The organism is Pseudomonas sp. GLN_2, assembly GCF_043106005.1.
GTDB classification, from domain to species: Bacteria; Pseudomonadota; Gammaproteobacteria; order Pseudomonadales; family Pseudomonadaceae; genus Aquipseudomonas; species Aquipseudomonas alloputida.
The window spans coordinates 1-20,428 of record NZ_JBICMC010000021.1 but is presented as its reverse complement, the minus strand read 5'-3'; the positions used below and the strand labels follow the sequence as shown (position 1 = coordinate 20,428).

Below are 20,428 nucleotides of genomic sequence, written 5' to 3'. Positions count from 1 at the left end.
GGGTACTGGTCAGGCCAGGCGATAGGCGAAATCGCCATCGCTGCCCAGCTCGATCGCAAGGTGCTGGATCGGCGCGTCCTGGGCCATGCGCTCGAGCACGCGCTGGGCGAGTTCGGGCATCAGGGTCTGGGACAGGATGTTGTCGATGTTGCGTGCGCCGCTGTCGACCTCGGTGCAGCGCGCGGCGATGGCCTTGACCAGCGCCTGGTCATAGCTGAGCTCGGCCTGGTGGTTGCGGGCGAAGCGCTTGGCGATGCGTTCGAGCTTGAGGGCGACGATGCGCTCGAGAATCTGGTCCTGCACCGGGTAGAACGGCACGATGCTCAGGCGACCGAGGAAGGCCGGCTTGAACACATGGTTGAGCTGGTCGCGCAGGTCCTCGACGATCGCCTCGGGCGTCGGCAGCTCGGTGGCGTTCAGGCAGGTCTGCATGATGCGCTCGGTGCCGGTGTTGGAGGTGAGGATGATCACCGTGTTGCGGAAATTGATCTCGCGGCCCTCGCCATCGTCCAACACGCCCTTGTCGAACACCTGGAAGAACAGTTCGAGCACGTCGGGGTGGGCTTTTTCCACCTCGTCGAGCAGCACCACACTGTACGGCTTGCGGCGCACCGCTTCGGTCAGCACGCCGCCTTCGCCGTAGCCGACGTAGCCGGGTGGCGAGCCCTTGAGGCTCGACACGGTGTGGGCCTCCTGGTACTCGGACATGTTGATGGTGATCAGGTTGCGCTCGCCGCCGTACAAGGTGTCGGCCAGGGCCAGGGCGGTTTCGGTCTTGCCGACGCCGCTGGGGCCGAGCAGCAGGAACACGCCAATCGGTTTGTTCGGGTCTTCCATGCGCGCTCGGGAAATCTTGATGCGCTTGCCGATCTCGTGCAGGGCGTGGTCCTGGCCCAGCACGCGTTCACCAAGCAGGGCCGGCAGGCGCTGCACGGTATCGATTTCGTCACGCAGCATCTTGCCCAGCGGGATGCCGGTCCAGCCGCTGATGACCTGGGCGATGGCGCCGCTGTCGACCAGCGCATGGACCAGTGGCTGGTCGCCTTGCACGCGCGCCAGCTCGGCACGCAGGGTATTGAGCTGCTGGGCGTCGGCATCGTTGGCGGCGTCCAGCGCCTTGAGCTGTTCGACCAGCTCCAGCTCCTGCTGCCACTGGGCATTGAGTTGCTGTTCTTGTTGCTGCTCGGCCTGCAGGGCAGCCTGCAGCGCTTCCAGGCGGCGGGCATGGTCGTGCCCCTTGCCGGCTTCGTGGCCGAGCACGCCGATTTCTGCTTGCAGGTTGTCGATCTGCCGGCGGCAGTCTTCCAGTGCGCCGGGCAGCGAAGATTGCGCCAGGGCAATGCGCGCGCAGGCCGTGTCGAGCACGCTGACCGCCTTGTCGGGCAGCTGGCGGCCGGTGATGTAGCGGTTGGACAGGCGTACCGCCTGCACCAGCGCTTCGTCCATCACCGCCACCTTGTGGTGCTCGCGCATCTTGCCGAGCAGGCCGCGCAGCATGTGAATGGCCTTGTCTTCGTCGGGCTCTTCCACTTTGACCACCTGGAAGCGGCGGGCGAGGGCGGCGTCCTTCTCGAAGTACTTCTTGTATTCGGCCCAGGTAGTGGCAGCGATGGTGCGCAACTCGCCTCGGGCCAGGGCCGGCTTGAGCAGGTTGGCGGCATCGTTCTGCCCGGCCTGGCCACCGGAGCCGATCAGGGTGTGGGCTTCGTCGATGAACAGGATGATCGGGTGCAGGCTGCGCTTGACCTCTTCGATCACAGCCTTGAGGCGGTTCTCGAACTCGCCCTTGACCCCGGCGCCGGCCTGCAACAGGCCCAGGTCGAGGGTGTGCAGGGCAACGTCCTTGAGCACCGCCGGCACGTCACCCTGGGCGATGCGCAGCGCCAGGCCTTCGACCACGGCGGTTTTGCCGACCCCGGCTTCGCCCGTGAGGATCGGGTTGTTCTGTCGGCGGCGGGTGAGGATGTCGACCATCTGCCGTACTTCGAACTCACGGCCCAGCACCGGGTCGATGCGGCCTTCGCGGGCACTTTGGGTAAGGTTGACCGTGTACTGGTCCAGCGCTGGGGTCTTGCCGCTGGCCTTGCTCGACGTGCTCACTGGTGCCGCTGGGCTGGCCAGCGGGCTGGCCTGCCTGGACTCGGCGCTACCCTCCACCAGCGCGGCAAGGTTCAGGCGCAGGTCATCGGCGTTGATTTTTTCCAGCTCCGGTGCCGAGGCGATCACAACGCGACGCAGTTCTGCATCGTCAAGCAGGGCCTGCAGCAGGTGGGCACTACGCACTTGGGCTACGCCGTATTCGATCGAGGCCAGCAACCAGGCTTGCTCGATCATGCGGGTAATGTGTGGCGACAGCGCCGGGGTGCGGGTATTGCCTTTCTTGAAGGTGCCCAGGGCGGTGACCAGCTGCGCCTGCAGGCGTTCGGCGACGACCTCGTAGTGGCGCAGGATCGGCGCCAGGTCGCTGTCGTTGTTGTCGAGCAACTGCAGCAGCAGGTGCTCCACTTCCACCTCGTAATGGTGCTCCGACAGGCACAGGGCCGCCGCGCTTTCGGTGGCCGTGCGGCTGGTTTCGTTGAGCTTGGCGAACAGAGACTTCAGGTTCACAAGGCGACCCCATCGTAAGGAATGTGGAAGACGGCGCAACGCGAAGGCTCCGCGTCACGACCAGGGCGTTTGAGCCAACCCAGCCAGCCCAGGGCGACATTGCCGCTGCGGCCCAGTTGGGCGCGTGGCACCGCCTCGCGCTTGAGGCGCGGGGCAATTTCGAAATCCAGTTCGGCACCTATATAGAAGCGCACCAGCTCGACCAGCTTGCGGTAGCAGTTGGTGCCTGGCTGGAAGCGCTGGTAGTCGGCCAGGTTCAGCGGGCCCAGCTCGATACGGATGCACGACTGGTAGTCCCAGACCCGGTTGCCGGCGACGGCGCTGTGGCCGAGCTGGGCATTGCGGCGGCCAAGCTGGGTGCATTGTTCGGGCTGCAGGTGCAGCCAGCGCCCGGCGAACGGCTGGACCTTGATCGGCAGCGAGAAATAGAAGCCGAGCATGCGTTCAAGGTTCAGCGCATTGCGCGGCTTCTGGCTGAGCAGGCCGGCAAAATAGCTGAACAGCTCACGACGCAATGCTGACGGTTGCTCTTCGAACTTCAGCTTCTGGGCGCGCGGCCCGAGGCCAACCAGGTTGAGCAGGTAGCCATCGAAGCCTGAGGTGCCATTGCGCTCGTGCTCGATGTGGAATTTGTATTTTTGCCAGGCCTCGTAGAACAGCGTGGTCATGCGGTGCGAAAAGATGTCGAGAAACGCATGGGCGGCATCGTCGCGATACTGCACGTGGCGCTCGAGCAGCAGCTCGGTGTACGGGCGTGGCAGCACGCCTGACGGCCCGACCAGGCCCATGAAGGTGACCTGCACTTCCGACAGCGGCAAGCCGGCCGGCGACACCTTGCCTTCGCGCTCGAAGTGCAGGTCGCTGACCTCGCTGGCCGGGAACGCCAGCGACAGCTGGGTACGAAAACGCAGCGGGTCTTCGTGCGGCCGGGTTGCCAGGTCCATGCGCCCGGTGCGGCTGTAGTGCAGGCGGAGCAGGCGCACCAATTGAAAGAATTCGAATCGGTGCGGCTCGGCTCGGGCCTGATCGATCAGACCAGGGGCTGATCGCCGGTGCGTGCTGGCCATTGTACGACTCTCTTTTCTCGTTGTTGGGTGCGCAGGGTCAGCTGGGTGAAGCTGTTCATTGAGCAGTACTGGCCGAAGAAGTGGTCCAGCACTTTGCCGAACAGAAACACGCCGCTGCCGATGAACTGGCTTTCGTCCAGGGTCAGGGTGATGCCGACGCCGCGCACGAAATTTGGCCGCGGGTGGCCAATGCGCGCGACCACCGGTTCGCTGCTGATCGCCTTGATGCCGTTGATCTGTTTGCGAATGGCGGAGACATTGCGGTAGTTGTACAGCGACAACAGCTCCAGCAGCACTTCCCGGCCCTGGCTGACCAGCGACAGATGGTTCAGCGACAGGTGGGCGATCAACCGCCAGATCAGGCCTTTGCCCAAGGGTACGCGCACCGTGGCGGTGGGCTTGCGCAGGCAGCGGATGTCCTTGATCACCGAGTTGGCGGGAATGGTGAAATCGCCCCGTTCGCCACCGAACGGCAGCATCAGCGGCACGTCGCGGTTGCTGCAGGTAAGGCCGATACTGAGGGTGTCGCTGCTGGCGTCGATCAGTTCCAGATCGCGGTCGACCACGCGGATGCTCATGGCAGTGGCGTCACCCTGGTTTCGCCGGCGCGCAACCCAGAAGCTGCTGTGTGGGTCTTGCTCGCCCCGGGGTTCGAAAAACGGCTGGCAGGTGGCGACCTGGTCGATACCGCCGAGTTTGCGAACCCGCCGTACCCGGTCGATCGAGACCACTTCTGCAGCGTTGTGCAGCCGTGTATCAGGGGTGACCTGGTATTCGTGCTGGGTGTGGGTCAGCTTGATCGGCTCGGCCTGCTGGCGGAACAGGTTGATGATCGGCGTGCAGTTGAGCTTGAAGTTGTTGCGCCCGATGTTCTGGGTCAGCCGCGCCAGGCGCTCGCTGAGGTCGTAGTCGGAGAAATAGAAGTTGAGCTCTACCTGCTCGATGGCCTTGCCCTGCAGGATGCGGGCAAATCCACTGAGGTCGAAGAACATGAACTTGTCGGGGAAGGTGAAATACTCGTGCAGCAGGCGGTAGCCCAGGAATGAGCGTTCGGAGTAATCCACCAGGCCTTCGTCACGGGCGTAGCCCACGGCTTTCAGGGCGTCGGCCGGCAGCGCCACTTCGCGGCTGCGGCCCTGGTCATCGAAGCTCAGCGTGGCCTTGGCGAGGTTGTTGAACAGCAGTTCGTACAGCTGCAGCATCAGGGTCGCTTCGCCGTCGAGGAAGAACCGCAGGCGGTTCATGTCCATCTGCCCGAACAGGGCATCGCCCGTGGCTGCCAGGCGGATGCGCAGACGAGCGACCAGGTCGGCGCTGTGCCCGTTGAAGGCCGAACGTTCCATTTCCGTGAACGAGGCCTGCTGCACGGCAATCGGCCACAGCTCTACCGGGTAGCAGGTGCGGAACTTGCACACCACGCCTTCCACGGGATTGGCATGCATCTCGGTATGGCGCGCCACGCGGTAGGCTTCGGTGACTTTTTCGTGCCTGCCCAGGCTCAGTTCGACAATCGACATCGACGGAGTAGGGCGCAGGTAGTGGGGGTACAGCACCTCGAGGAAGGATTCGACGATCTCCGGAAACTCGTCATCGAGCTTCTTGTGCACCCGCGCAGACAGGAACGAGAACGCCTCGATCAGGCGCTCGGTGTGCGGGTCTTCGCAGTTGTCGCCCTCGATCAGCAACCGCGAAGCGATCTTCGGGTACTGCGCGGCAAACTCCTGGCCGAGAAAGCGCAGGTGCGACAGTTCCTTTTCGTAGTAGGGCAGCAGTTCGTCGAGCATCAGTTGAGGTTCTGCACTTTGTATTCCTGGGTGTTGACCTGCAGCACGGCGTCGAATGACACCTGGCGGCTGATGTCCTGCAGACGCAACACGGCGTCCACGCGGAAGGTCAACATGCGGTGGCCGTTCTGCTGGGCCAACAGCTGAACACGGACCCGGCGAAAGCGCCGGTCTCCGGTGCTGATCGCCCGTTCCAGCTGTTGCTGGATCAGGCGACGATCGTGCGGGTCGAGCACGCTGCGGCTGATGAAGTCCGGCATGCCGTATTCAAGGATGGAACCACCGAGCTGGCTGAAGCCGTCGAGCTCTTCGGCGACCAGGGACTGGCGGGTGTTCACCAGTACTTCGAGGTCGCGGACGATGCTGGCCTTGTACTCGGCCAGCGAGCAGGTGCGCTGCGCTGCGGGCTCGACCGACTGGTAGGGACGGTCGTCCAGCAGTCGGTCGAGCAGCGAGGGCAGCAGTCGGGCCTGGTTACTCATGTGTCATCCCTGTACACAACGGCCTGTCAGCCGCGCGCGCCCTGTGGCAGCTCGGCAACCAGCCGCAGCGAGGCGGTCAGCTCATCCAGCTGGTAGTGCGGGCGCAAGTAGGTCACGGCCTTGTACACGCCTGGCTTGCCGGGCACTTCGAACACCTCGGCGCGGGCTTCGCGCAGCGGGAACTTGGCCTTGGCCTCCTGGCTGGCGGTATCGTCGAGCAGCACATAGCTGGCCAGCCACTGGTTGAGGAAGCGCTCGACATCCATGCGCGAGGCGAAGCTGCCGATCTTGTCGCGCATGATCGCCTTCATGTAGTGGGCGATGCGCGAAGTGGCGAAGATGTATTGCAGCTGGGCCGACAGGCGTGCGTTGGCGTTGGCGATGTCGGTGTTGTACTGCTTCTGTTTCTGCGCCGACTGGGTGCCGAAGAACGCGGCATAGTCGGTGCCCTTGCAGTGCACCAGGGGGATGAAGCCCAGGTCCGACAGCTCTTTTTCGCGGCGGTCGGTGATGGCGATTTCGGTCGGGCACTTGAGGGCGATTTCGCCGTCGTCGGTCTTGAAGGTATGGGTCGGCAGGCCTTCGACCAGGCCGCCGCCTTCCACGCCGCGGATGGCCACGCACCAGCCGTAGCGGGCGAAGGCATCGGTGACGCGGGTGCCGAGGGCGTAGGCGGCGTTCATCCACAGGTACTTGTTGTGGTCGCGGCCATCGACGCTTTCGACGAAGTTGAATTCTTCCACCGGCGTGGTATCCGGGCCATACGGCAGGCGACCGAGCACGTGGGGCAGGGTGAGGCCGACGTAGCGCGAGTCTTCCGAGGCGCGGAACGACTTCCACTTGGCGTATTCCACGGTGTCGAAGATCTTCGCCAGGTCACGTGGGCCGGACATTTCGGTGAACGAGTCCCAGCCGAACAGCTCGGACGAAGCGGCCGAGATGAACGGCGCGTGCGCCGCCGCCGCGACGTGCGAGATCTCTTCGAGCAGGTACATGTCTTCGGGGTTGCGGTTGAACTCGTAGTCACCGATCAACATGCCGAAAGGTGCGCCACCGAAGGTGCCGTACTCTTCTTCGTAGACCTTCTTGAACAGTGCGCTCTGGTCGAATTCGCTGGCGGCCTTCAGGTCGCGCACCAGGTCTTTCTTCGAGGCATTGAGCAGGTGGATCTTCAGTGTGGTGCTGGTCTCGGTCTGGTCTACCTGGTATTTCAGGCCGCGCCAGGAGGCTTCCAGCTGCTGGAACTCGCGGGCGTGCATGATCTCGTTCATCTGCTCGGAGAGCATCGCGTCGATTTCGGCGATGCGCGAATCGAGCACGGCGATCAGGTCCTTGCTCGGGGTCATCTCACCCTCGAGCACCTGGTTCACCAGTTCGCCAATCAGGTCGCGGGTGCGGTTACGCTCGGTGTCGGAGCGGGCCACGCGGCTTTGCGAAATGATGCTGTCGAGCAGCGAGGGCTGTGGTGCGAAGTTTTCCACTTCGACCAGGTCGCCGGCCTGTTGCGGTGCGGTTTGCTTGTCGGTCATGTTCGGGCTCCTGCTCAGGCGCGATCGTCGCTGGACGGGTCTTTCACTTCGGCTTCACGGCCGAATTCCTTGCCCAAGGTCTTGAGCTTTTCGGTGTTCTGCAGCACGTCCATCAGCAGCTCTTCGAGCTTGTCGTTGCCGCCCATCTTGTTGCGCAGGTCGGCCAGCTTGTTGCGCACTTCCAGCAGCTTGCGCAGCGGCTCGACCTGCTTGACCACGTTCTGTGGCTCGAAGTCTTCGAGGCTGTTGAAGTTCAGCTCCACGCCCAGCTGGGTACCGTTCTTGGCCAGGGTGTTGTCGACGCGGTAGGTCAGGCGTGGCTTGATGCCCTTGAGCACACCGTTGAAGTTGTCGCGGTCGATGTACACGAACTTGCGGTCCTTGAGCTTGGGCAGCGGCTCCAGCGGGTTGCCGGAGAAATCACCCAGTACGCCGACGACGAAGGGCAGCTCCTTTTTCTCGATGGCATCGCCGATGTCCACGTCGTAGGTGATATGGACCCGAGGCGCGCGAACGCGGTCGAGTTTGTGCTGAGTGCTTTCCTTCTTCGCCATCGTGTTCTCCAGTGCGAGCAATTCGCTGCGAATCATTGCGCGGCCCGGTGCCGGGCGCTGCGCGTTACAGTCCTTCGATCGTCAGCAGCAGGCGCTGACGGATTTCGTCGTTCATTTCCAGGATGTTGTCCCGGCCTACCAGTTCTTCGAAGCTGGTGTTGCCGGCAATCTGCGTGCTGCTGCGGATGACCGAGTCGTCGGGAAGTTCCGAGCGCACCGGCGAGCTGATGACGCAGAACGGCAGGTCGCCAAAGCCCTTCAGGCGCTCGAAGCTCAGGCCGTAGCGCAAGCCCTCGAACAGCCGCCCAAGGCCAGGCGACTTGCTCAGGCAGTAGAACAGCACCAGGTAGTGCACCACGAAGCGGTACAGCTCGGCGCTGCTGCGGTTGGGGTCTTTGATGACATTGCGAAACCGCGCCAGGTCGAAGGCGTGGAAGCCCACTACCCAGCGGGTCGGGCTGGTGATGCGGATGACCTGGCCGCTGTGTTCCAGGGTCTTGTCGTATTCCAGCGGGAACAGTTCGGGGGTGGTGCTGATCAGGTTGAGCGGTACTTCCAGCTCGGTGACCAGCTGGAACGGCGCGGCCGAGCCGATACGTTCGTAGAGTTCGACCAGGGCCTGGAAGTGGCCCTGGGTTTCGCGCCCGCTGCTTCGCTGTGCGCCTTGCAGGTATTCGCCAAACAGGGTTTGTGGACGGATCAGCGGTGCCACGGTGGCAAGGTAATCCGCCGCCTGCGCCTTCAGCGCATCGGAGATCGCCCGCGTCTGGCTACGCAGCTTGATCAGTGCTTCGACATCGAATGTCTGTGTCATTGGTGCATCGTCCATGTGCCTGCTTGATCGTCCTGAAACGCCGGTGGCGTGGACTTGAAAAATCGCCTTTCGGCTGCAGCGAATTTGAGTGCTGGCATATGAATATTGTGTTGCCAGCAATGCCGAGTAGGGCACCTCGCTGCGGAAGAAGTTCCGGCGAGGGGGGCGATTTTTTCCCCGTTTTGTGACGCTGCGCAATAATGGCGCTGTGATATTGACAGCGTGTCTTGGGCGCAGGAGATGGGGGCTCAAGCCCTAAAGACTGGGTACGAAAGGGGCTGGAAAGCGATGAAAATCGTTAGCAAAAGTTTTTTTCAAAAAGTGAATCCGGTCTCATTTTTTGCGCTGACCGCTTTCTCGCGGAGGTGTTGGCGAGGCGCCTCAGGATGATGGCAATGCGACGGAATGTGCCGCGCGGAAAGAGTGTTATCAGGCGTGATTCATCCGTTTGGATGGTGACTTTTGAAAGCTCGCGCGCTCCCTCGGAAATAGCGTCGACCCCCGGGCCTGTGCCGCACCTGCACAGGCAACGGTCTTACCGAAAACCTTGAAAACGTGCGCGATCACTGTGGGAGAGGGCACGCCCGTTCCCACAGGAACAGCGCCGGCCCCAGGGTTTGTGCCCTACCTGCAGCAACAATTGCCTCAGCCAAAACCGTGAAACCTGCACGGCCCCTGTGGGAGCGGGTTCACCCGCGAACACCGGCGTAGCCGGTGCCATCCTCATGGTCGGCGGCCTGCTCGGGTCATTGCCGGAGTAGTGCAGGTCAAGCAAAATGAGCGCATGGACGAGAGCAACCTACTGCAAGGAATCAGCATGATCGACCTGAGAAGCCCGGATGCAATCCTGAGCGACTACGCAAAGCGTTACGCCCATTTGCTCCCCGAACTATCGCCGCAGTTGCAACAGCGCATGGCCTACATGCCGGAGCCCGACGCACCAAGGCTGCCGCTGACAAAGCCCGCCTGGCTGAGCGACCGATCCTGCACGTTGACACCAGGCCAGGCGATAGACCGCGCGCAGGGTGCATTGCTGGGCCTGGCGATTGGTGATGCGGTAGGCACCACCCTGGAGTTCCGGCGCCGCGATCAGGGGCAGATCAGCGACATGGTCGGCGGTGGGCCGTTCCGCCTCGCGCCAGGTGAGTGGACCGACGATACCAGCATGGCGCTGTGCCTGGCAGACACCTACGCAAGCCAAGGCAAGTTCGATTTCGCGACCTTTGCCGATGCCATGGTGCGCTGGTACCGGCAGGGCGAAAACAGCGCCAATGGCCGCTGCTTCGACATCGGCAATGTCACCCGCCGAGCCCTGGAAGGGTGGGAGGCCCAAGGGCTTGCGTGGATGGGCAATCTCGAGGCCTCGACAGCGGGCAACGGTTCGTTGATACGGCTCGCGCCTACGGCCATTTTCCGACGCCACTCGCTGTCGGCAACCTGGTGGGAGAGTGTGACGCAGAGCAGCGTGACCCATCGCGCGATTGAGGTCTCGGAGTGCTGCAAGTTGTTCGGTGCACAGCTGCATTTGGCGCTCAATGGCGCGGACAAGGAAGAGGCGTTGTCGCCGAAGGTGCGCCCCCTGCAGCCCCGGGCCTTGATCATCAATGCCGGGGAGTACAAGCACAAAACCCGTGAGCAGATTCGCTCGTCAGGGTATGTGGTCGATACCTTGGAAGCAGCGCTCTGGGCTGTGTGGAATACGGACAATTTCAGGGATGCGATTCTGTTGGCTGCCAACCTTGCCGATGATGCCGACAGCGTGGCGGCGACGGCAGGGCAGATTGCGGGCGCCTTGTATGGGGTGTCGGGCATGCCGCCGGAATGGGTGGCCAAGGTTGCCTGGTCGCGGCACATTTGTGAACTGGCAAGCCGGTTGTTTGAACTCGCGCCTCAGGGGGATGAAATGGACGAGCTGCTATCTGGCAGTGAGTGATAGCACCTTTGATCAGGTAATGGCTCTCAACGCGTCAACTGCAGCCCGGCAAAATCGCAGTAGGTCGAGCGTTAACAGGTCAGTTTATGCTCAGTGGCTTTTAACCTGGAATTTTTTAAATGAACTCCATTCTTGTCCATTGATTAACGCCATATAGAATTTGGCAAAAGCCTCGCTAAGTTCATGGTCGTCTTGTAAGTTTGTTTCCTGTAGATAACGATACCAGGAGATGTCTCGCGCCTCTAAAGGTGCGTGGATTTCACCGTTCTCAGATTTCAACAGAAGGTCGCGAAGCAGGTTGAGCATGGTCATGGCGTCAGGATTCTGGTCCTTGATAGTTTCAAGCTTTTCGCGAAGCGCTCTGGCTGTAATTTTCAGTGTGTGCTTGTCCATTTAATGCCCGAGTATGCATAGTCCAGAGGGGCGCCGCTGTACGTCCACGTCGCCCCGTCTCCAAGTTGCTGCGGCTTATCAACTGTCACCTTGTCGGTTTTCTCCGCCGTACTCGCTTTGAGCCTGACCAAGGTAGGCAACTCACCGCCCATCGACCTGGACGCAAATGTCCTTGCCGTCGATGACCTTGCATGGCCAGTTGTCGTTGATGTAGTGATCCGGCTTGAAGCACACCCGATCATCATTGACCCAGAACAACTGCCAGGCAGAACCCGATATCAGCAGCTTCGAGCAGGGCGTATAACCCCTGGCCAGCAAAGCCCCCGTAGTCAGAATCATCACCGCAGGGACGACATGGATCAGCGTTTTAATCGATATCCCGAACATCAACGCCTGGAAGCGGTGCAGTCGGGATGCAGGGGGTGGGTCGAACTTCTTGCCGGTCCAGGCGCAGGTCGCGCTGCCAACGAGCAGGATGGCGAGTGCCGGTGGCGCCATGAGCAGGCCGAACGCGAGGTACGGTGTTTCCACGACCGGAGCGCCACGAAGCAGCCTGCCGTACAGCGGGAACAGGTAGTTGGTATAGGCATAAAGCGAGACGGCCCCTACCAGGAGCAATACGATGAACATGGCGACGGCCAGCAGCCTCATCTTGAGAGGCGTAAGCCCGGGTGACAATTGTGAGGAGCGTGTATTCATTCGCAGAGCTTGGGCAGGTTGAACGTGGGGGCGATGGCAGTGAGGGCATCGATGGCAGCCTGAGGGCGCTTGGCCAGGTAGGCAAGTCTATCCCGTCGGGGCGCAGCTTGCGGATGACCCACCACTTGGCTTCATCGTAAAGCTCGTCGGCAATTCTACCCGCGATGTTTTTGGATGCCATAGCGTGGCGCATTGAGAGTCTTGCGCGCTCGACCTCGATAGGCGCTTGGCGGGTAGATCAACTCATGGTCCATCTGGCGTTTCCGGCCCTTGCTGACCATCGCAGGGGCGGTGCTCGGCCGCTGCAGCTAGACAACGAACGGTGCCTGTTCGGTCCAATAGTACTCTTCGTAATCAACCAAGGTATGAACTCGCGAGTGGCCGAGTTCAATCAGGTAGTTGAATCGTCAAGCCGCGGGCCGACTGAATGGCCACGTAGTAAGCGTCCTTCAATACCCTGGCCAGCTCCGGGTCATTTTCCTCGAATTCCTTCGATGCAACAGCTCCAATCGTTAGCCTGTGCAGCTTGGATTTATCCTTTTCGGTACCGTCGAAAACTGCCCTGATGTACTTTAACTGGTCGACTATAGTCGCGTAAACCGTAAAGCCAGGAATGCGCTTTTGTCGGTCAATCGCCAGCGCAATTGCGTTATCTACATACTCCAGTGGTGTGGCTGGTTTCATCTCTCACCTGCTCATATTAGTTTGAAAGGTTATTTCCGATACAGGTTATTTGCATCGTTCCACGGAATGGAGTTCGGTCCACGTGATGTGCATGAGTTGTATCGATATGTGTACGATTCTTGGCCGTTTTCACTTGGAGGCATGGGGCTAATGGCCTGCGGCTTTCAGCAGTGGCTCCAGTTCGACGCTCAGCTTCATCGCGGCAGGGTCTTGCGCCATCAGGCTGTCGATGATCAAGCGAAGCTTGAGTAATTTTTGCTTGAGTGTTTCGGTGTTCATGGTCAGTCCTGATTGGGGTAAGGAAATGCACCACTTCACCGCAACGTAAGAGGGCGCCACTCATTTGTTGGCAGGGTCAAACGTTCATGCAATGTCGGATTTAGTCAGCATTTATCTATGTGGCACTAGATGGCCGTGCCCCGATTTTTTCCTGGCTTGATGATTAGTAATTCATCGAGTTGTCTTTTGCGGCATTTTATCACGAAAGCCAGCGCCGCATCAGGATCATCCATGAAGGCATCAAATGTAGCTGGAGCGATGGCGTAATATTCTTCGTAGTCAACCATGCCGTTGCTGACGGGGAACGAAACGTAATACTGGCCAGCGTCTTCTTCGATGCCGATTGAGTACATGTGTTGACGACTGATGAAAAGATCTTTGAATTTCATAGGGGGCCTTCAAAAAAGGGGAGAGGTGCTGAACATCTTGGCGGAAATACCCGCCGCGTCTATGACGGCTTCACTGTTGCCGTCAGGTAGCTTGCCACCAGGGATCCAGAATTCGTTTGCACCGGCTTCATTTCCTGATGGAATCCGTAGATTCAACTGCTTCGGATCAGGGATGTCTACCCGGACCAGTGCATTGGTATCAAGAAAATTCTCAGGCAAGCCAAGGGCTTGCTCCAACGCGCGCTTGTCACCTGCTGTCTTGGCAAGTAGTTCGGTTGCTTCGTGGCCTGGCATGATGAACGACGTACCATCTCTCTGTGCGATGCCGTATTTCTCAAGGTTGGTCTGGGTCATGAAGCGTGAGGCGCCATTTTCGAATTGGGCCAAGTGTTGCGCGACATAATCTGGGTCTAGATAAGTGGTGGGGTCGGGCCTTTCGCCTTTGGCGATTGCAAGAATATCTTCTTCGGTGAATCCAGGTTTGTATTTGGGTTTTGGCGGCTCAACAGCCTTCTGCGATAGCTCGCGAGAGCGTCCGTTGGCAGGTAGTGGTTCAGTCTCTGCACGCTTGAATGGTGTGGCGTCACGTGCTTGAAGTTCAGCATGTGCCAGCAGCTTTTGCTCGTTCTTTGCCAGCCAGGCGGCCAGTTGCTTGTTGGACATTTCCGCCTGCAGCCGGGCACTGCGTATGGCGGGCGTTTCCATATTCCTCTGAGTGCCCGCCTTTATCTGCCCGCGGGTCAGGTAGGTTACAATGGCCGTCAGCAGCAGCAACACCAGTTGCTCCTGGCCGCGGGCCAGTTGGCGCGCCGCACGCTCGACACGCTCCTGGGCCTGCGCCGCGGAACCGCCGCTCGGGTCCAGGCCAGCGGGCTTGAGGCCATCCTCGGCGAACCAGGCCGTGGCCATGCCTTGCTGAAGGGTCGACAGGCAGGCAGGCAGGCCCTGATAAAAATACTCGGCGATGGCGGACAGCCCCAGGCCCATGAGGATCAGGTTGCCGACCTGCAGGCCAATGCCGGCGCCGGCCACCGCGCCCGGCGCCGCGCCGACGCCAAAGGCGAACGCCCCGGCCACCACACTGTTCGCCCTGTGGAACCTGAGGATGGCTCGAAAACAGCTGATGGGTATGGGTGAACTGCGCGCTTAAAAGAGAAATCTGGGCGAAAAGCCTCTGAAAACATGACGCATTGAGCGCTTTTTCGATAGATAGCCTGCGTGACGGGGAAATATCAACTCACCGTCTCCGCGCGGCAAGTTGACGGAGCATCTCAAGGTGACACGAGATGGAAGAGCTGACTTACGACAGCTATTGATGGCCTGATTCGAGGAATGTTTCAAGGCTCGCGTATTTATTAACTCTGTTGTTTTCTGTGTAGCTGTCAGGGGTGAGGCTGAAGCCCGGATGGCTTACGCAAGTCAGCGGGGTGGGGGCGGCGAGCAGCCTGAATTCGATGGAAATTGGAGTGAAATGGCTCATTTGAGTGCTTCCAATTGTTTGATGATTTCTGTATTTGTCATGACTTCCTTACAAGTAGCGACGCGGGTGTGGATATTAGAATTACTGGCGCCCGTCAACCTAGATGCAGGCATTTTTATCACTCATGCGCTTGCAAGGCCAGCCGTCACGGGTATAGGAATCAGACTTGAAACAATACCGCTACATGATTGATCCAGCACACCTGCCAGGCAGATCCTGAAGTCAACAGCTTCTGGCAGGGTGTGTACCCCTTCGCCCACAAGCCCAGCGTCACAAGTATCCCAAGCGTAGGCGCTATGTAGAACATTGACCACAGTGTCCTGTGAACGTTCTTGGTAATGCTGGTGCATGGGCAAAAGATGGCGCAATGCCATCTCATTCATAACGGCTAATGCGAAGGATGAGGGATATTCATAGTTGACAGAGTTGCGCATTCCAGTGTTTCCTGCGCCCTCTACACTCGGCCGGCAAATCCATTTGTGATCTGGTTGGCATATTCAGGTGTTGTTGGGAACTTTGCTTGCCTGCATAGGTCGCAGCGCCTGAGACGTGGGCCGATACTGCGCAGGTCGCGCAAGCAGGATTTTTGACAAGGCGTGAACAGAATCGTGAACAGAATCTATCCCTGTACCGCAGCCGACCCCATGGGCCTCGGCGGGCAAGACGGCCTTCTCGGGCAGGGTGACCTGCCATGGCCAAGTGTTGTAGCAGCCAGAACCTACGCCAAGATGGATGTAGGCGGCCTTTATTCGGCTGATGACATGAGTGCCGCCGAGTTTCTTGTTGCTGAACTACAGTCGTCCGAAACGCAGTTGAGTGCTGACGAAGCCGAAGAATACGCGCAGTTACTTTATAGCCTGATTGCAAAAATGGAAAAATCGGGGCGTTTTGCCGCGGATGAACTGCTGGCCATCAAGGAGAAGGCCGAGAAGATTCCAGTCGTAGGGGCACTATTATTTTCAACTGCAAATTTACCCGGCACGCTTGCCAACGTTGCTGCGCTAGGCCATGCCGCATCCAAAGCCACCAAAGTTGAAAACCTGCTGAACATGACGGATGCCACGCGCGGCAAGCTGAAGAAGTGGGCAGCGTCACGTGGCAAACCCGGCAGTGTATCTGCCGCCAGGGCCATGAAAGGGCGCCTGAAACTGGTGCGCATGGGCGGAAACCTCTACTTCGAAATACCCGCCAATAGCCAGGCAAGTTTGTACAGGCTGCCCGGTCGGGGCAGTAACCTGCATGTGGCTGCTTTCAATACCGCCAAGGCGATGCGTGCAACTGCCCATATTGACTCGGCCGGGTACAGCAGCCGTGGCGTAGGCAAAGTACTGACGGGTGCCAAATTAGGCGGCGCATTGGCGTTCGGCCCCCAGGCTTACCTAGATGCGACGGAGGCAAAAAGCGTCTCGGAGTTCCTCCAGAAGTCAGCTTACACCCAGCCGACCAATGCATTGGCCTTTGGTGTCGGTGTATTGGTCGGCGGGCTAACAGGGCCGGCTATAGTCGTGATTGCCTTGTCTTTGGGTGCGGGTTTGGCAGTTCAGTTTGTCATGAGTGATGATTTTTCGGGGCTGGGCACTACCCTGGGTAATTTCTTGACGGGGAAGGATTAAATGTTTACCACAGAACGTTTTTTTAAAAAAATCTGGTCGGTGTGGCTGCTGGTCGTGATATTGGCCCTGATGATGACCGGAGTGGCGCCGCCATTCATGGCGGTGCCGGCGATCCTGATCATTATCGTTATGACGCTGTGGTGCATCAATTGTGCTTACCGCAGTGAGCACTTTGTAAGTTTCGCGAATTTGCGCATGTTCTTCAATATGTCAGTTGCACCAATGTTCGCATCGCTGCTGACACTGGGTGTTACCTACAAAAAAATGAAGTTGGGAGCGGCGACTTCTTTGATGTTAGGGCTCGCGCCCGTCGTGCTGGTGTTGTTGACCTATGCAATGGCTTATTACTGGCGCAGTAAAAGTGATATTCTCCACTTTAAAGGGCAGCGCGTGGAATCCATCGAACCGCCCCAGAAAGTTCAGTGGTGGCAGGCGGGTTTGGCGGCGGGCTTGAGCAGCGTGATCTATCCGCTGATGAAAAGCCATGACGTGCCGGCCACCGGGTTGATCTACTTCTTTGCGCTAATGTCCGTGTTCATGGTGTTTTACAATCGTGACAAGATCAGTGCACTCAGAGACCTGAAAGTGCGCGAAGCGAAGGAAAACCGTCAATACACATTCATGGATATTGAAACTATTCAGAGCATGCGTGCTGCCTCGTGGTTGGGCAGGCTTTTCGCCGTACGGGCGCGCTGATGTTCACCGTTACAGGGAGTAAATTATGCTAACTGACGTTCTTTCCATGCTCGCGCCGCAAAACAGGCGATTGTTCAAGCTGAATATCCTGACACAAACAGCCAACGATGAGTTTTTGCTGGAGCACTTTTCCGGCACTGAAGAGCTTTCCAAACTCTATGAATTCGATCTGGCCTTGCTCAGCCAACAGAGCGATGTAAAGCTCAAGTCACTGATTGGCAGCCAGGCCACGATAGAAATCGAGTTATCCAACGGCTCTTTCCGCTACATTAACGGCTATGTTCAGCGGTTTAGCACCCAAGGCAGCGACGGCGGCTATGTGCGTTATGCAGCCGTGCTAGGGCCGTGGCTGTGGATGCTGACTTGCCGCTTCGATACACGCATTTTTCAAGAAAAATCGGTCCAGGCTGTTGTCAGTGAAGTGTTCGCCGGATTTGGCACGCTGGCCAAGTACGAATTTCGTGTAAGCAAGTCGCTCAAATCGCACAGCTACATTACCCAGTACCGCGAGAGCGATTTCAACTTTGTGCAGCGCTTGCTTGAGAGCGAAGGGCTTTTCTACTACTTCGAGCACACGGCCGACTCCCACCTGATGGTCATCACCGATGACTCCAGCACCTTGTTGCCGCTGCCCGAACAGCCGCAGATTCGCTACCACTCCGCGTCGGTTACCGAAACCGCTGATTCCATTACTCAGTGGCAGTCAACGCGGCAGCTGCAATCCGGTCAAATTGCCGTTCGCACGTTCGACTATCGCCAACCGCGCAACTTCCTACCTGTGACCATGCAAAGCTTGAATCAACAGGGCGATGTGGACAGGTTCGAGATTTATGATTTCCCGGGCCAGTACACCCATGGCAGCTACGAAGATGGCGAAGCCATCGTACGCAACCGTATCGAAGCGCTCGAGTTGATGGGCAAGACCTTCTACGGCGAGAGCAATTGCCGGGCCATGAAGCCGGGTTACACTTTTGAGTTGATCCAGCATTATCTGCACGACACCGGTGACGCCGAGAACCGTAAGTTTTTGTTGCTGAGCGTGGAGCATCGCGGCAGCAACAACTACATGACTGGCGACCAGGCCGGTTACGTCAACCGATTCGTGTGCGTGCGTAAAAAAATCGCATACCGCCCGCAGTTAAACACCCGCAAGCCTTTGATCAACGGCCCGCAGACCGCCATCGTTGTCGGCCCCCCAGGCGAGGAAATCTTCACCGACGAACTGGGCCGGGTAAAGCTTCAGTTTCACTGGGATCGCCAGGGGCAGTTCAACGATCAAAGCTCGTGCTGGGTACGTGTCGCCCAATCCGGTGCCAGCGGTGGCTTCGGTAGCATCCAGATTCCGCGCGTAGGCGACGAAGTGGTGGTGGTGTTCCTCGACGGCAACCCGGACCGGCCGCTGATCATGGGCAGCCTGTACAACAGCACCAACACCCCGCCATGGTCGCTGCCGGCGAACAAGACCCAGAGTGGGTTCCTGACGCGGTCGATGAAGGGCGACGGCGGTACCGCCAACTTCTTCCGCTTCGAGGACAAGGCCGGCGCCGAGCAGATCATCATGCATGCCGAGCGCAACATGGATACCGAGATCGAGCTGGATGAGACCCATGATGTGGGGAATAACCGCTCGATTACTGTTGGTGGTACGCACACCGAAACGGTCAAGAAAGACACCGTGGTGCAGGTGACCGAAGGTTCCTACACCCTGCAGGTCGACAACCAGTTCATCCAGGTGGCCGCCAAGCAGCACATCATCCTGCAGGTGGGCGACAGCAGCATCACGCTGACCCCGGAAGGCATCGAGATCAAAGGCAAGGTCATCGTGACCACCAGTACCGACACCACCCAGATCACTGGCGCCGCAGTGCGGATCAACGACTGAGGCAAGGTTCATGTACAAGCCCTCGATCTACGACCGCATCTCCGCCAGGCGCGCAGCGCAAGAGGAGGCTGTGCGGCTGGCCAGTCTGGCGGAAGCTGCTCATGTGCCCGAGCCTGTGCCCGAGCCGGAACCGCTGCCAGCCGTGTTGCAGGATGTCGCCAGCGCTTTCACCTTCGCAGGGTTCTCCTTGCAGTTTCCGCTCGGCTTTCGTTTTCGCGACATCCAGACCACCCTCGAGCATGAAGGCGAGCCGGTTAGCCTCAGCATCCGCCGCCGTGATGTACGCGCCAGGCAGCCGCTGGAGCAACTGTTCCAGAGCGCAGTCGAGGCTTTGCGCGAATTGAACCCGCAACTGCGCGTGATTCGCCAACGTGATTGCCTCCTGGCTGGGAACCCGGCCAAGGTCGTGGACTTTCACTTCAATGCCGGCCACGAGCCTCGGCACGGTCGCCTGGTCGGCGCACTGGTGCCCATCGCCGGCAGCGATTCGCTGCAATGGCTGGATATCTCCAGCGTGATCGACCCCAGCAAGCCCGGCCTGAGCCAGTGGCTGGCCGAGTTCGACCGCATGCTCGATGGCTTCGCGCAGGGCTGACCCCGATTTTTTCGCTATCAGGAATTTTCATCGCATGGATTACGAATTACAGGAAGGCGGCATTGCGCTGCCGGCAGGTTTCGAGGACCGCACGGTCAACATGTTCGTCCTGGGTGCCAGTGTTCCAGCACCCTTGAGCATCACCATCTCGCGTGACACCTTGCTGCCGGACGAAGCGCTGCAGGCCTATGTCGATCGCCAGGTCAAGCTGCTCACCTCCAAGCTGCGCGGCTACACCCGCATGGGCAACAAGGCCGTCACGCTCTCGGTTACCGCACCCATTGCCGGCATCCAGATCGACGCCTATTACATGAACCAGGGCCGCCCGCTGTACCAGCGCCAGGCCGCCTTCATCATCAGCCCCGGGCGTGCCCTGATCTTCTCCACCACTGCACAGGCCGACTTCAGTGCCCAGCAGAACCAGGACTGGGACAACCTGTTGGCCAGCTTCACCCCGCGCGCCCCGTCCGAAACCAGCGCCGAGTCCGGCGAACAGGAGTAACCCCTCATGTTCGAAGCGGCCAGGTTCGGCGACGAGATATCGCACACCAGCGCGCTGGGGGGCTTCCTGATCGGGGCCGCCCTGGGGATTGCGCTGGTGGCCACGGTGGCCATCGCCACGTTCACCTGCGGGTTCGGCGTGGCCTTGCTGGCCGGCCTCGCAGCCGGCATCGGGGGCAGCTTGCTGACCGCCGCCGGAGAGGCGATAGGCAGTATGTTCTCGTCCCCCTCAGGGACGATAACCACTGCCTCACCCAACGTGTTCATCAACAGCCGCAAGGCCGCCCGCGTCGAAAAAAGCATCGGTGCCTGCGACAAGCACCCAGGGCCGGTGCAGATTGCCGAAGGCTCGACCAACGTCTTCATCAACAGCGTCGCCGCCGCGCGCAAGGGCGACAAGCTGACCTGCGGCGCCACCATTTCCGGTGGTTCGGACAACGTCATCAT

At 59.7% G+C, this 20,428-nt stretch carries 21 protein-coding genes; 7 read left to right on the top strand and 14 right to left on the bottom strand.

Annotated elements, in window-relative coordinates; all coding sequences use genetic code 11:
* Nucleotides 1–9: 9 nt before the first annotated feature.
* The 7 genes from tssH to ACF8Q6_RS05415 form a co-directional block, all read right to left on the bottom strand.
* Nucleotides 10–2,607, bottom strand: coding sequence for a type VI secretion system ATPase TssH (gene tssH, locus ACF8Q6_RS05445; RefSeq protein WP_392498437.1), 2,598 nt, complete (start codon nucleotides 2,605–2,607; stop codon nucleotides 10–12).
* A complete protein-coding gene (gene tssG / locus ACF8Q6_RS05440; protein ID WP_392489668.1) occupies nucleotides 2,604–3,674 on the bottom strand; it encodes a type VI secretion system baseplate subunit TssG in 1,071 nt (356 codons plus the stop codon). Before tssG ends, tssH begins: the two co-directional genes overlap by 4 nt.
* The gene (gene tssF / locus ACF8Q6_RS05435; protein WP_392489667.1) at nucleotides 3,638–5,458 is read right to left on the bottom strand and encodes a type VI secretion system baseplate subunit TssF; all 1,821 of its coding nucleotides are present in this window, start codon (nucleotides 5,456–5,458) and stop codon (nucleotides 3,638–3,640) included. The genes tssG and tssF overlap by 37 nt, the downstream gene beginning before the upstream one ends.
* The gene (gene tssE, locus ACF8Q6_RS05430) at nucleotides 5,458–5,940 is read right to left on the bottom strand and encodes a type VI secretion system baseplate subunit TssE (RefSeq protein WP_392489666.1); all 483 of its coding nucleotides are present in this window, start codon (nucleotides 5,938–5,940) and stop codon (nucleotides 5,458–5,460) included. Before tssE ends, tssF begins: the two co-directional genes overlap by 1 nt.
* A gap of 26 nt (nucleotides 5,941–5,966) precedes the next feature.
* Nucleotides 5,967–7,469, bottom strand: a complete 1,503-nt coding sequence (gene tssC, locus ACF8Q6_RS05425) for a type VI secretion system contractile sheath large subunit (protein WP_003248356.1) — start codon at nucleotides 7,467–7,469, stop codon at nucleotides 5,967–5,969.
* Between the two features lie 14 nt (nucleotides 7,470–7,483).
* Nucleotides 7,484–8,023: a type VI secretion system contractile sheath small subunit gene (gene tssB, locus ACF8Q6_RS05420; protein ID WP_003248358.1), complete on the bottom strand. Its 540-nt coding sequence runs from the start codon at nucleotides 8,021–8,023 to the stop codon at nucleotides 7,484–7,486.
* 64 nt (nucleotides 8,024–8,087) lie between these two features.
* On the bottom strand, nucleotides 8,088–8,837 hold the full coding sequence (locus tag ACF8Q6_RS05415) for a hypothetical protein (protein ID WP_028697263.1): 750 nt from the start codon (nucleotides 8,835–8,837) through the stop codon (nucleotides 8,088–8,090).
* Nucleotides 8,838–9,654: 817 nt separating this feature from the next.
* Here ACF8Q6_RS05415 and tri1 point away from each other — a divergent pair.
* Nucleotides 9,655–10,770: an ADP-ribosylarginine hydrolase Tri1 gene (gene tri1, locus ACF8Q6_RS05410; RefSeq protein WP_392491949.1), complete on the top strand. Its 1,116-nt coding sequence runs from the start codon at nucleotides 9,655–9,657 to the stop codon at nucleotides 10,768–10,770.
* Nucleotides 10,771–10,860: 90 nt separating this feature from the next.
* On the opposite strand, the gene ACF8Q6_RS05405 is transcribed toward tri1, so the two are convergent.
* The 7 genes from ACF8Q6_RS05405 to ACF8Q6_RS05375 form a co-directional block, all read right to left on the bottom strand.
* The gene (locus ACF8Q6_RS05405; protein ID WP_392491946.1) at nucleotides 10,861–11,163 is read right to left on the bottom strand and encodes a hypothetical protein; all 303 of its coding nucleotides are present in this window, start codon (nucleotides 11,161–11,163) and stop codon (nucleotides 10,861–10,863) included.
* A 141-nt stretch (nucleotides 11,164–11,304) separates the two neighbouring features.
* Complete coding sequence (locus ACF8Q6_RS05400; RefSeq protein ID WP_392491947.1) at nucleotides 11,305–11,814, bottom strand: hypothetical protein; 510 nt, start codon at nucleotides 11,812–11,814, stop codon at nucleotides 11,305–11,307.
* A gap of 435 nt (nucleotides 11,815–12,249) precedes the next feature.
* Nucleotides 12,250–12,546 (bottom strand): immunity protein Tsi6 family protein, encoded by a 297-nt coding sequence (locus ACF8Q6_RS05395; protein ID WP_014860355.1) that lies wholly within the window; start codon nucleotides 12,544–12,546, stop codon nucleotides 12,250–12,252.
* A 147-nt stretch (nucleotides 12,547–12,693) separates the two neighbouring features.
* The gene (locus ACF8Q6_RS05390; protein ID WP_014860356.1) at nucleotides 12,694–12,825 is read right to left on the bottom strand and encodes a hypothetical protein; all 132 of its coding nucleotides are present in this window, start codon (nucleotides 12,823–12,825) and stop codon (nucleotides 12,694–12,696) included.
* A 125-nt stretch (nucleotides 12,826–12,950) separates the two neighbouring features.
* The gene (locus ACF8Q6_RS05385) at nucleotides 12,951–13,214 is read right to left on the bottom strand and encodes a hypothetical protein (protein ID WP_014860357.1); all 264 of its coding nucleotides are present in this window, start codon (nucleotides 13,212–13,214) and stop codon (nucleotides 12,951–12,953) included.
* Nucleotides 13,215–13,223: 9 nt separating this feature from the next.
* Nucleotides 13,224–14,294, bottom strand: coding sequence for a DUF6861 domain-containing protein (locus tag ACF8Q6_RS05380; protein ID WP_392491943.1), 1,071 nt, complete (start codon nucleotides 14,292–14,294; stop codon nucleotides 13,224–13,226).
* Between the two features lie 522 nt (nucleotides 14,295–14,816).
* Nucleotides 14,817–15,128, bottom strand: coding sequence for a hypothetical protein (locus tag ACF8Q6_RS05375; protein ID WP_392491942.1), 312 nt, complete (start codon nucleotides 15,126–15,128; stop codon nucleotides 14,817–14,819).
* Between the two features lie 162 nt (nucleotides 15,129–15,290).
* Here ACF8Q6_RS05375 and ACF8Q6_RS05370 point away from each other — a divergent pair, with 162 nt between their 5' ends.
* The 6 genes from ACF8Q6_RS05370 to ACF8Q6_RS05345 form a co-directional block, all read left to right on the top strand.
* Nucleotides 15,291–16,307 (top strand): hypothetical protein, encoded by a 1,017-nt coding sequence (locus ACF8Q6_RS05370; RefSeq protein ID WP_121783553.1) that lies wholly within the window; start codon nucleotides 15,291–15,293, stop codon nucleotides 16,305–16,307.
* On the top strand, nucleotides 16,308–17,003 hold the full coding sequence (locus ACF8Q6_RS05365) for a hypothetical protein (RefSeq protein ID WP_010953998.1): 696 nt from the start codon (nucleotides 16,308–16,310) through the stop codon (nucleotides 17,001–17,003).
* Between the two features lie 25 nt (nucleotides 17,004–17,028).
* Nucleotides 17,029–18,885, top strand: coding sequence for a type VI secretion system tip protein TssI/VgrG (gene tssI / locus ACF8Q6_RS05360; RefSeq protein WP_121783551.1), 1,857 nt, complete (start codon nucleotides 17,029–17,031; stop codon nucleotides 18,883–18,885).
* 10 nt (nucleotides 18,886–18,895) lie between these two features.
* The gene (locus tag ACF8Q6_RS05355; RefSeq protein ID WP_392491940.1) at nucleotides 18,896–19,480 is read left to right on the top strand and encodes a hypothetical protein; all 585 of its coding nucleotides are present in this window, start codon (nucleotides 18,896–18,898) and stop codon (nucleotides 19,478–19,480) included.
* Nucleotides 19,481–19,514: 34 nt separating this feature from the next.
* Nucleotides 19,515–19,982 carry a DcrB-related protein gene (locus ACF8Q6_RS05350; RefSeq protein WP_003248404.1) on the top strand — a complete coding sequence of 156 codons (468 nt, stop codon included), beginning with the start codon at nucleotides 19,515–19,517 and terminating at the stop codon, nucleotides 19,980–19,982.
* A gap of 6 nt (nucleotides 19,983–19,988) precedes the next feature.
* Nucleotides 19,989–20,428: PAAR domain-containing protein (locus ACF8Q6_RS05345; RefSeq protein WP_392498430.1), on the top strand; the 440-nt coding region annotated here is incomplete at its 3' end.

Bases quoted from the DNA above. Each gene is read 5' to 3' on its own strand.
- tssG (WP_392489668.1), bottom strand. From the start codon at position 3,674: ATGGCCAGCACGCACCGGCGATCAGCCCCTGGTCTGATCGATCAGGCC.
- tssF (WP_392489667.1), bottom strand. From the start codon at position 5,458: ATGCTCGACGAACTGCTGCCCTACTACGAAAAGGAACTGTCGCACCTG.
- tssE (WP_392489666.1), bottom strand. From the start codon at position 5,940: ATGAGTAACCAGGCCCGACTGCTGCCCTCGCTGCTCGACCGACTGCTG.
- tssC (WP_003248356.1), bottom strand. From the start codon at position 7,469: ATGACCGACAAGCAAACCGCACCGCAACAGGCCGGCGACCTGGTCGAA.
- tssB (WP_003248358.1), bottom strand. From the start codon at position 8,023: ATGGCGAAGAAGGAAAGCACTCAGCACAAACTCGACCGCGTTCGCGCG.
- ACF8Q6_RS05415 (WP_028697263.1), bottom strand. From the start codon at position 8,837: ATGACACAGACATTCGATGTCGAAGCACTGATCAAGCTGCGTAGCCAG.
- tri1 (WP_392491949.1), top strand. From the start codon at position 9,655: ATGATCGACCTGAGAAGCCCGGATGCAATCCTGAGCGACTACGCAAAG.
- ACF8Q6_RS05405 (WP_392491946.1), bottom strand. From the start codon at position 11,163: ATGGACAAGCACACACTGAAAATTACAGCCAGAGCGCTTCGCGAAAAG.
- ACF8Q6_RS05400 (WP_392491947.1), bottom strand. From the start codon at position 11,814: ATGAGGCTGCTGGCCGTCGCCATGTTCATCGTATTGCTCCTGGTAGGG.
- ACF8Q6_RS05395 (WP_014860355.1), bottom strand. From the start codon at position 12,546: ATGAAACCAGCCACACCACTGGAGTATGTAGATAACGCAATTGCGCTG.
- ACF8Q6_RS05390 (WP_014860356.1), bottom strand. From the start codon at position 12,825: ATGAACACCGAAACACTCAAGCAAAAATTACTCAAGCTTCGCTTGATC.
- ACF8Q6_RS05385 (WP_014860357.1), bottom strand. From the start codon at position 13,214: ATGAAATTCAAAGATCTTTTCATCAGTCGTCAACACATGTACTCAATC.
- ACF8Q6_RS05375 (WP_392491942.1), bottom strand. From the start codon at position 15,128: ATGCGCAACTCTGTCAACTATGAATATCCCTCATCCTTCGCATTAGCC.
- ACF8Q6_RS05365 (WP_010953998.1), top strand. From the start codon at position 16,308: ATGTTTACCACAGAACGTTTTTTTAAAAAAATCTGGTCGGTGTGGCTG.
- tssI (WP_121783551.1), top strand. From the start codon at position 17,029: ATGCTAACTGACGTTCTTTCCATGCTCGCGCCGCAAAACAGGCGATTG.
- ACF8Q6_RS05355 (WP_392491940.1), top strand. From the start codon at position 18,896: ATGTACAAGCCCTCGATCTACGACCGCATCTCCGCCAGGCGCGCAGCG.
- ACF8Q6_RS05350 (WP_003248404.1), top strand. From the start codon at position 19,515: ATGGATTACGAATTACAGGAAGGCGGCATTGCGCTGCCGGCAGGTTTC.